This is a genomic window from Rhodopseudomonas sp. WA056 (assembly GCF_010906995.1).
Classification (GTDB): Bacteria; Pseudomonadota; Alphaproteobacteria; order Rhizobiales; family Xanthobacteraceae; genus Rhodopseudomonas; species Rhodopseudomonas palustris_G.
Genome location: NZ_QPFS01000156.1, coordinates 1 through 9543, shown reverse-complemented (window position 1 = coordinate 9543; position 9543 = coordinate 1). Strand labels below are relative to the sequence as shown.

The 9543-nt window shown below is 65.7% G+C and carries 10 protein-coding genes; 3 read left to right on the top strand and 7 right to left on the bottom strand.

The window, feature by feature from the left end:
• Both DU475_RS21570 and DU475_RS21565 read left to right on the top strand, forming a co-directional pair.
• Window positions 1–536 (top strand): zinc-binding dehydrogenase (locus DU475_RS21570; RefSeq protein WP_164633282.1); only part of this gene is annotated, 536 nt, incomplete at its 5' end.
• Between the two features lie 168 nt (window positions 537–704).
• Window positions 705–1901 (top strand): hypothetical protein, encoded by a 1197-nt coding sequence (locus DU475_RS21565; RefSeq protein ID WP_164633281.1) that lies wholly within the window; start codon window positions 705–707, stop codon window positions 1899–1901.
• A gap of 3 nt (window positions 1902–1904) precedes the next feature.
• Here the strand turns inward: DU475_RS21565 and gmk are convergent, their stop codons facing one another.
• From gmk to fabD, 7 genes are all read right to left on the bottom strand, one after another.
• A complete protein-coding gene (gene gmk / locus DU475_RS21560; RefSeq protein WP_164633280.1) occupies window positions 1905–2567 on the bottom strand; it encodes a guanylate kinase in 663 nt (220 codons plus the stop codon).
• A 2-nt stretch (window positions 2568–2569) separates the two neighbouring features.
• Window positions 2570–3457 (bottom strand): YicC/YloC family endoribonuclease, encoded by an 888-nt coding sequence (locus tag DU475_RS21555; protein WP_164633279.1) that lies wholly within the window; start codon window positions 3455–3457, stop codon window positions 2570–2572.
• Between the two features lie 102 nt (window positions 3458–3559).
• A complete protein-coding gene (gene mltG, locus DU475_RS21550; RefSeq protein WP_013502075.1) occupies window positions 3560–4813 on the bottom strand; it encodes an endolytic transglycosylase MltG in 1254 nt (417 codons plus the stop codon).
• Window positions 4814–5016: 203 nt separating this feature from the next.
• Window positions 5017–6282, bottom strand: a complete 1266-nt coding sequence (gene fabF / locus DU475_RS21545; protein ID WP_164633278.1) for a beta-ketoacyl-ACP synthase II — start codon at window positions 6280–6282, stop codon at window positions 5017–5019.
• 96 nt (window positions 6283–6378) lie between these two features.
• Entirely contained in the window at window positions 6379–6618 is a 240-nt protein-coding gene (locus DU475_RS21540) for an acyl carrier protein (protein WP_002716125.1), read from the bottom strand.
• Between the two features lie 304 nt (window positions 6619–6922).
• A complete protein-coding gene (gene fabG / locus DU475_RS21535; protein ID WP_164633277.1) occupies window positions 6923–7660 on the bottom strand; it encodes a 3-oxoacyl-[acyl-carrier-protein] reductase in 738 nt (245 codons plus the stop codon).
• Window positions 7661–7679: 19 nt separating this feature from the next.
• A complete protein-coding gene (gene fabD / locus DU475_RS21530) occupies window positions 7680–8639 on the bottom strand; it encodes an ACP S-malonyltransferase (protein WP_164633276.1) in 960 nt (319 codons plus the stop codon).
• Window positions 8640–9351: 712 nt separating this feature from the next.
• Between fabD and rpsF the strand changes: the two genes are divergently transcribed.
• A partial coding sequence (gene rpsF, locus DU475_RS21525) for a 30S ribosomal protein S6 (protein WP_164633275.1) occupies window positions 9352–9543 on the top strand: 192 nt, incomplete at its 3' end.

Genomic DNA, 9543 nt, shown 5'->3' with positions numbered 1-9543 from the left:
GGCCGCGCCAGCGCAACCTTCTGCTGGTGGGCTTGGGCGGCGTCGGCATGATGGGGTTGTCGCTGGCCCAGGCGATGTTCAAGCAGCCGATCGCGGTGGCGGATCTCAGCCCCGCGGCGCGCGAAGCCGCACTGAAGAACGGCGCGGCCGTCGCCTATGATCCTTCCGAGCCCGACGTCGCCAAGCGTATTTTCAAGGAGACCGATGGCGGCTTCGACGGCGTGGTGGATTTCGCCGGCAACGACAAGTCGATGAACTTCGCGGTCAGCACGGTGGCGCGCGGCGGCAAGGTGGTGGTGTCCGGTCTGATGGGCGGTCAGTTCTCGCTGCCGATGGTGCAGTGGATCTACAAGCGCATGACCGTCGAAGGCTTCATGGTCGGTACGCTCGAAGAGACCAAGGAACTGCTCGCGCTCGCGCGCGCCGGCAAGATCAAGCCGACGCCGATGAAGGAAGAGCCGATGCAGGACGTGCAGAAGTGGATCGATCAGCTCCGCGCCGGCAAGGTGGTCGGCCGCATCATGCTGACGAACTAATCACTCGGCCGTTTCCCCGACCGCAGCGCTTTTCGGGTTCCCCACGCCCGTCGCTGCGGTCGCCAATTGTCTCACCCTCACCGGATTGTCGGCATATTGCGACCCCAATTGTCGCGGAAAAAACGGACGCCCAGAAGCTCCGTCATCCGTGTCAGAATGGGGAATGTCATGCACAACCGATCCGCGAAATCGCTGTTAGTTGCGGGTGCCGGCGCGATCGCAGCCGTCGCGTTCACGACAGCCCCATTCGACGCGGCTCGTGCAGACACCTGCCTGTCGGCGCCGAACGGGCCGACGCCCGCCGGCAGTCATTGGTACTACCGGACTGATCACGCCAACAAGCGCAAGTGCTGGTACGTGCGCAAGGTGGACGCCCCACCGGCCGCCGTAGCCGCGGCAGAACCAGGCGCAGCGGACCCGGCCGGCAACGACAGAGCCTCGACCGCGGCCCCGGCGAGCCCATCGTCCAAGCCCGAGATCCCCGCCGCCTCTACGCCGCCCGCAGCGAGCTCCGCACAGACTGCAACCGCTCCGATACGCTCGTCGGTCGCCGACGCCCGGGCGGAGTACGTCGTGCCGCACCAGCCGGCGCCAGCGCCCGGTCCCGGCAACGCCGCGACCAGTTCGCCGTTCCCCGAGCCGGTGTGGGCGCCGCCCGCCGAGTCCGCCCAACAGACCGCGGCGCCCGCTCCGGAGGCAGCGCCCGGGGCGCCGCCACCGACGATGAACGAACGCTGGTCGGATCCGGCGGCTGGCGGTCTTGCAGCCAATGCCAATGTCACCGACAAGCTACGCAAGGCGGCCAAGCCGGTGGCCAAATCGGCGCCTGCCTCCACCGCGGACGGATCGATGAGCGCGAGCACGCTCGCCACCTTGATCGGCGCCCTCCTCGCGGCTCTGGCGGTTGCGGGAGGGATCGCCGCTGTGTTGATGAAGTTCGGACGCAGCGAACCGATCGCACGGCGCGAGCCGGGCGAGCGTCCCGACCTTTGGGCAGGCCGGACCGAGCTCGTCGACACCGGCATCTACGCTCAGGATTTCAGGTCGAGCCCGATCGACCTCGACGCGCCGTCACATCGGCCGGCAGCGCAGCGGGTGGCCGAATATCCCGTACAGGACGAAGACGAGAACGAACCGCCAGCCTGGATCAAGGCTGCGCGCCAGCGTCACGTCGCCAACGACAGGGTGCGGCCGGGCGCGGCAGACACCCGCGCCGCCGTGCGCGGCGACCTCGAACCGCAGTCCGCACTCGAACCTCAGCGCGCCTCCGAGGCGACCGGCGATCCGGTCCGCGACGTGCGTCCGCCCGCGGCCGACGAAATCGAGCAGTTGCTGGCGCTGGCGCAGAAGCGCTCGGCGGCGTGAGCGTCAGCCTTCGAGCTGCTGACGCATGTCGCGAACGAAAGCGTCGATGCCGATTTGGCGCTCACGCTTGAGCTGCTCGGCCCGCAGGATCGCCTTCACGGACTCGAATGCGATACCGACATTGTCGTTGACGACGATGTAGTCGTAAGCGTCGTAATGACTCATCTCGTCGCCGGCCTTCTTCATCCGGCCCTGGATGACGTCGTGGCTGTCCTGCGCGCGGGTGTGCAGGCGGTGCTCCAGCGCCTGCACCGAGGGCGGCAGCACGAACACGCTGACCACATCGTTTGGAGCATGGCTGCGCAATTGCTGCGTGCCCTGCCAATCGATGTCGAACAACACGTCACGCCCGGAGGCCAGCGCCGCCTCGACCGGCGCGCGCGGCGTGCCGTAGCAATTGTCGAAGACGTTCGCCCATTCGAGGAACTCTCCGGCGGCGACCATCTGGTCGAATTTCGCACGATCGACGAAGAAGTAGTCGCGGCCTTCGACTTCACCCGGCCGCATCGGCCGCGTGGTGGCCGATACCGACATCTGCAGACCGGCCGCTTCCTTCACCAGCATCCGCGACAGTGTCGTCTTGCCGGCGCCCGACGGCGACGACAGCACGAACATCACGCCGCGCCGCTCGACACCATTGTGTCCGACCGCCGCTCCGTCGCTCATGATCACTCCAGATTCTGAACCTGCTCGCGGAACTGCTCCACGACGTTCTTCATCGCCAGTCCCGCATTGGTGAGTTCCAGATCGATCGACTTGGAGCAACAGGTGTTGACTTCGCGGTTGAACTCCTGCGCCAGAAAGTCGAGCCGACGGCCGACGGCGCCGCCCTTGGCCAGCATCTCGCGACTTTGGGCGATGTGCGAGGCGATGCGGTCGAGTTCTTCGCGGATGTCGGCCTTGGTCGCCATCATGATCGCTTCCTGATGCAGCCGGTCTGCATCGAACCGATCGGAGGCGTCGAGCAGCGTCGCGATCTGCTCGGCGAGCCGCGCCTTGATCGCCTCCGGCTTTCTCCCCGGCGCGGCTTCCGCCTGCCTGGCAAGCGCCTCGAGTTCGCCCAGGCGCTGCGCCAGCACCGCGGCAAGGCTGGCACCCTCGCGCTTGCGCATCTCGACGAGACTATCCAGCGCTTCGGCAAAGGCGGCCTCGACGGCAGCGCGTGCGGCCTTGTCCTCGGCCTCGTCGGCCTCGGGTTCGACCACCTCGATCACGCCCTTGATGCCGAGCAGTCCGTCGATGCTCGGCGCGACCGCGTCGACCTTGCCGGCGATTTCGCTGGCGACCTTCAGCACCGACGCCAGCACATCCTGATTGATCTGCACGGTCGATGCCGCATTGGCGCGCTTCACCGTGAGGTTGGCGTACACGGTGCCGCGAGACAGAGCTTCCGCGGCGCGCTTGCGCACCGCAGGCTCGATGTCGTCCCAACCGGGCGGCAGACGCATCCGGAAATCGAAGCCCTTGGCGTTGACCGACTTCAACTCCCAGTCGAACACATAAGGGCCGCTGGCGCCCTGGCTTCGTGCAAATCCGGTCATGCTCGATAACGACATCGCGTCACTGTCTCCGGATTTCAGGGTTGAGAATCGTCCCGCGAGGGCTCGCGGAACTTAACGCAAACCCAGCCGCGATGTGAACATCCGTCCGCGTGTAACCTACTCGGTTGCGCCATTCGGCGTCCCGTTGCGGACGCGTCGCTTCTGCGCACCGGACTTGGCCTTGGGCGAGCCGGTGGTCGCCGCGGTGGCCGCAGGGTCTGCTGCGGCATCGGGCGCCGGCGCAGCAGCACTCGACGCCGGCTCCTCCGCCGGCTCGACCGTATCGTTCTGTTGCTGGCGTTCGAGAGCGCGCAGCTTGGCGACGTTCTTCTGGTGCTGCTCGTAACTGTCGCTGAACGCGTGACCGCCGCTGCCGTCGGCGACGAAATACAGATCGCGGGTGCGTGCCGGATTGGCGGCGGCTTCCAGCGAAGCCCGCCCCGGATTGGCGATCGGCCCGGGCGGCAGTCCGTCGATCACGTAGGTATTGTACGGCGACGGCTGGGTGATCTCGCTGCGCTTGATCGGACGGCCGAGCGTGCCCTTGCCGCCGACCAGACCGTAGATGATCGTCGGGTCGGACTGCAGCCGCATCTTCTTCTGCAGGCGGTTGACGAACACGGCGGCGACGCGGGTGCGCTCGTCGGACTTGCCGGTCTCCTTCTCGACCAGCGAGGCCAAGGTTATCAGTTGCTCCGGCGTCTTGATCGGCAGGTCCGGATTGCGGCGCTCCCAGATCTCGCCGAGGATGCGCTTCTGCGCCTGCTGCAGACGGTTCAGCACCTGTTCGCGCGGCGTGCCGCGCGGGAATTTGTAAGTCTCGGGCAGCAACGTTCCTTCACGCGGAATTTCGCGGATGCTCCCGGTGAAGATCGGATTGTCGGACAGCCGCTCGACGATCTGCTCCGATGTCAGCCCTTCCGGAATCGTCACCGCGTGCTGCACCACCTTGCCCTCGACGATGGTGCCGATCACGTCGCGCAGGCTGGCGTTCTTCTGGAACAGATACTCGCCCGGCTTCAGTTCGGTACGAGCCCGCAGCGCGATCACGCCGCCCGCGAACACCAGCCAGCCGTCTTCGATCACCCCTTCGCGCTTCAGGATCTGCGCAATGTCGTCGAGACCGGCGCGCTGCGGAATGTTGACGGTCTTGTCCTGCGCGAGCGGCCCCGGCGCTTCCAGCTTGTTCTTGCCGTAGACGTACAGGCCGCCGGCGCCGATCATCACCACGACGATGAAGGTGATGATCGCGTTGCCGACGATCACCAGCGGATTGCGCGCATGGTCCGACCGCTTCGGCGGCGGCGGAAGCTGCTCCGGCTCGAGTGCCGCGCGTGGGCTTCTCGGCGAAATCGGCGGCCTTTCACTCATCGGTGCAACCTGAATCCTGTCGGCTCGCATTGGGACCGGCGCAACACTACACCGGCGACATCCTGGATCACGACATCGATGGCATGTCCGGACTGGACTCTATCCAGACGGATGAGGGCTGCAACCGATCATACGCCGAAACTGACGGACCCCGTAGGGTTTAGCAGCGATTGCGGCCAAACGGTGGATGACGAGTCGCGCGTCTAGTTCGGCACCCGCTGCAACAGCAGCGAAGCGTTGGTGCCGCCGAACCCGAACGAGTTCGACAACGCGACGTTGATCTCGCGCGACCGCGGCTTCCACGGCACGAGATCGATCGCCGTGTCGACCGACGGGTTGTCCAGGTTGATCGTCGGCGGCGCGACGTTGTCGCGAATCGCCAGCACGCTGAAGATCGCCTCCACCGCGCCCGCAGCGCCGAGCAGATGACCGATCGACGATTTGGTCGACGACATCGACACCCGCGACGCGGCATTGCCCAGCAGCCGCTGCGCCGCGCCGAGTTCGATCTCGTCGCCGAGCGGCGTCGAGGTTCCGTGCGCGTTGATGTAGTCGATGTCCGACACCGCGATGCCGCCGCGCTTGATCGCGGCGCTCATGCAGCGGAACGCGCCGTCGCCGTCGGAGCTCGGCGCGGTGATGTGATAAGCGTCGCCCGACAGACCGTAGCCGATCACTTCGGCATAGATCCGGGCGCCGCGCGCCTTGGCATGTTCGTACTCTTCGAGAACGACGATGCCGGCGCCCTCGCCCATCACGAAGCCGTCGCGATCCTTGTCGTAGGGCCGCGACGCCTTCTGCGGCGAATCGTTGAAGCCGGTCGAAAGCGCGCGCGCCGCAGCGAAGCCGGCCATCGCCAGACGACTGATCGGAGATTCGGTGCCGCCGGCGACCATCACGTCGGCGTCGCCGAGCGCGATCAGACGGGCCGCGTCACCGATCGCATGTGCGCCGGTCGAGCATGCGGTGACGACCGAATGGTTCGGTCCCTTGAGGCCGAATTCGATCGAGACGTAGCCGGACGCGAGGTTGATCAGGCGACCGGGAATGAAGAACGGAGAGATCCGGCGCGGGCCGCGCTGCTCGAGCAGCAGCGCGGTTTCGGCGATGCCCTGCAGACCGCCGATGCCGGAGCCGATCAGCACGCCGGAAGCGCAGCGCTCTTCTTCGGTGGACGGATGCCAGCCGGCGTCGTCGAGCGCCTGGCGCGCCGCCGCCATCGCAAAGACGATGAAGTCATCGACCTTGCGCTGGTCTTTCGGCTCCATCCACTGGTCGGGATTGAATGTACCTTCGGTGCCGTCGCCGCGCGGAATGATGCAGGCGATCTGGCTGGCGATGTCCGAGACGTCGAACGTGTCGATCTTGCGTGCGCCGCTCTCGCCGGCGAGAACGCGGCTCCAGGTTGGTTCGACGCCGCAGCCCAGCGGCGACACCATGCCAAGGCCCGTGACGACAACCCGTCTCATCTCCAGCACTCCGGCATCAAATGCGCGACGCAAAACAAGAAGCCGGTGGACCGCTGTGACGCGGTCCGTCCGGCTTCCATGGCGTCGCGCGGAGCGTCAGCTCTTTGCGTTCTTTTCGAGAAACTTGGTGGCGTCGCCGACGGTGAGAATCGTCTCGGCGGCATCGTCCGGAATCTCGCAGCCGAACTCTTCTTCGAACGCCATCACGAGTTCGACGGTGTCGAGGCTGTCGGCGCCGAGATCGTCGATGAAGCTGGCGCTATCGACCACTTTCTCGGGTTCGACACCAAGGTGTTCGACCACGATCTTCTTAACCCGCTCGCCAATCTCACTCATCTATTTAACCCCGTGCTGTTCCGTTTCGACCCGACCGACAGACGATACGAGCCACCGTGGTGCGTCAACTCGCTAAGTTCCCGTCGCATCGCGAAGTGTGTTGATTTTGCCCCCGTCCCCGGGTCGAAGCCGACCACAAGGGCGGCAGGCTCCCCATCGCCAATATACAGGGTTTGGACTTCCTGCAATGGCCTTCTTTTGCCTGTCCGCCGGTGCTTCGGTTATCATACTTCCGATGCATTGACCACAAGTCCGGGGCGACGGGCGGAGGGCCGCGCGCGTCGCCACAGGCTCGCAGATCGCCTCAGATCATCGCCATCCCGCCGTTGACGTGAATGGTCTGACCGGTGACGTAGGCGGCTTCGTTCGAACTGAGATAAACCGCCGCAGCGGCGATGTCCTCGGGCGTGCCCAGCCGTCCGGCCGGCACCTTGCCGAGAATCGCTTCGCGCTGTTTGTCGTTGAGAACGTCGGTCATCGGCGTGGCGATGAAGCCCGGCGCAATGCAGTTGGCGGTGACGTTGCGCTTGGCGTATTCGGCGCCCAGCGTCTTGATCATGCCGATCAGACCGGCCTTCGACGCCGTGTAGTTGCCCTGCCCCGGATTGCCGGTGACGCCGACTACCGAAGTGATCGCGATGATGCGGCCGAACTTCTTGCGCATCATCAGCTTTGTCGCCGCGCGCGTCAGCCGGAAGGTCGCCGTGAGGTTGACCTTGATCACCTCGTCCCAATCCTCGTCGCGCAATTGCACGAACAGATTGTCGCGGGTGATACCTGCGTTACATACCAGAATGTCGAGCCCGCCCATCGCCTCGGCCGCCGCCGGCACCAGCGCCTCGACCTCGGCCGCGTCCGACAGATTGCACGGCTGCACGTGGACACGTTCACCGAGCTTGGCGGCCAGCGAGTCGAGCGCCTCGCGCCGCGTGCCGGAGATCGCCACGGTGGCGCCCTGGCCGTGCAGCGCCTGGGCGATCGCGCCGCCGATGCCGCCGGTTGCGCCGGTCACCAGCGCGGTTCTGCCTGTCAGATCGAACATCTCGCCTCCTTGTGCCGGCTTACGCCGAACGTTCGGCCGCCAGCGCGTCTTTGGCCGACGCGATGTCGTTGGGGCCGCCTACGGAAATACCAGTCGCACCATCAGCAATGCGCTTCACCAGGCCGCTCAGCACCTTGCCGGCGCCGATCTCCAGAAACCGGTTCACGCCCTGCGACGCCATGAAGGCGACCGACTCGCGCCAGCGCACCGTGCCGGTGACCTGCTCGACCAGCCGGCGGCGGATTTCATCCGGATCGGTAATCGGCGACGCCAGGACGTTGGCGACCAGCGGAGCCGCCGGCGCCTTGATGGTGACGCCCGCGAGCGCCTCGGCCATCGCTTCGGCCGCGGGCTGCATCAGCGAACAATGGAAGGGCGCGGATACCGGCAGCAGCATCGCGCGCTTCGCGCCCTTGCCCTTGGCGATCTCGACCGCGCGCTCCACCGCATCTTTATGGCCGGAGACGACGACCTGTCCGCCGCCATTATCATTGGCGGCCTGGCAGACCTGGCCCTGGGCCGCTTCGGCCGCCACCGCGACGGCGGTGTCGTAATCGAGCCCGAGCAGCGCGGCCATTGCGCCGACGCCGACCGGTACAGCCTTCTGCATCGCCTGACCGCGGATCCGCAGCAGGCGCGCGGTGTCGCTCACGCTCAGGCTGCCGGCGGCCGCGAGCGCGGAATATTCGCCGAGCGAATGACCGGCGACGAAAGCCGCGTCGTTGCCGACCGACACTCCGGCCTCGGCCTCCAGCACCCGCATCGTCGCCAGCGAAACCGCCATCAGCGCGGGCTGGGCATTTTCGGTGAGCTGCAGCGTTTCGGCCGGACCGTCCCAAATGATCGCCGTCAGCTTTTCGCCGAGTGCGGCGTCGACTTCGTCGAACACCGCCCGCACCGCCGGAAAGGCATCGGCGAGCGCCTTGCCCATGCCCACGGCCTGCGACCCCTGCCCCGGAAAGGTGAATGCTGCGGTCATCTGGATTCCTGAACCTGTCTCTGAAGTCGGGGCCGTAAGACACCGCCCGGCCCCGTCGTGTCAAGCTGACTGCTGTCTAACATCCGTTCGTTCCGGCCGCGAAGCACAGGCTTGCTGCGCCCGATGTGGCGCGGCCCATAAGCAGCTCGGGAGGATGCGCTGTCGGCAGCTTGAAAAGCGTGACCGCACAACGGCATGGCAACCGTTCCTCGGAAACTGATCAATGCCGATCCAGCGATTCAATCGCCAGCCCGATGGACGAATATTCCTCATGCGATGGATCAGCGAACGACAATTGCTTTTAAGAAAGGCGGGCTTTTGTACACACCGCCGTCTTACGGCATAACGAGCCCCAGCCCCCGGCATGCGGTCCCGTCGCTCCATCGCGGCATGCCCGGCGAATGGGACTGATTCGGATCGCTCGTCTGGCCAGCAGCCCCCGGAACCGGCAGTCCTGTGGTCGACACTGCAAATTCCGTCCCTTGCCAAGGCGGCCGAAATCCGTATAACGGCGCATCCGCAGATCCCGGCCGGGAGCTGAACGGACGGCTTTATCACGATCTCCGCAGGGCTTTTCTATCCTTGGCGATTTTGATGCGGCAGGGCCAGTCGGCTCGTCGTCCCGTGCTTCCGCCTTCTGAGCAGTCGAGTCCTTTCCGAAGGGTTCGAAGGGCTTGCCGCCGGTTCTGCGCTAACACGAGAAAGGACAACCATGCCTCTTTATGAGCATGTCTTTTTGGCGCGCCAGGATGCCAGCGCCCAGCAGGTCGAAGAGCTCACCACCCAGATCACCGGTGTGATCGAAAGCCTCGGCGGCAAGGTCGTCAAGACCGAGTCGTGGGGCCTGCGCTCCCTGACCTACCGTATGAACAAGAATCGCAAGGCGCATTTCGTGCTGCTGAAC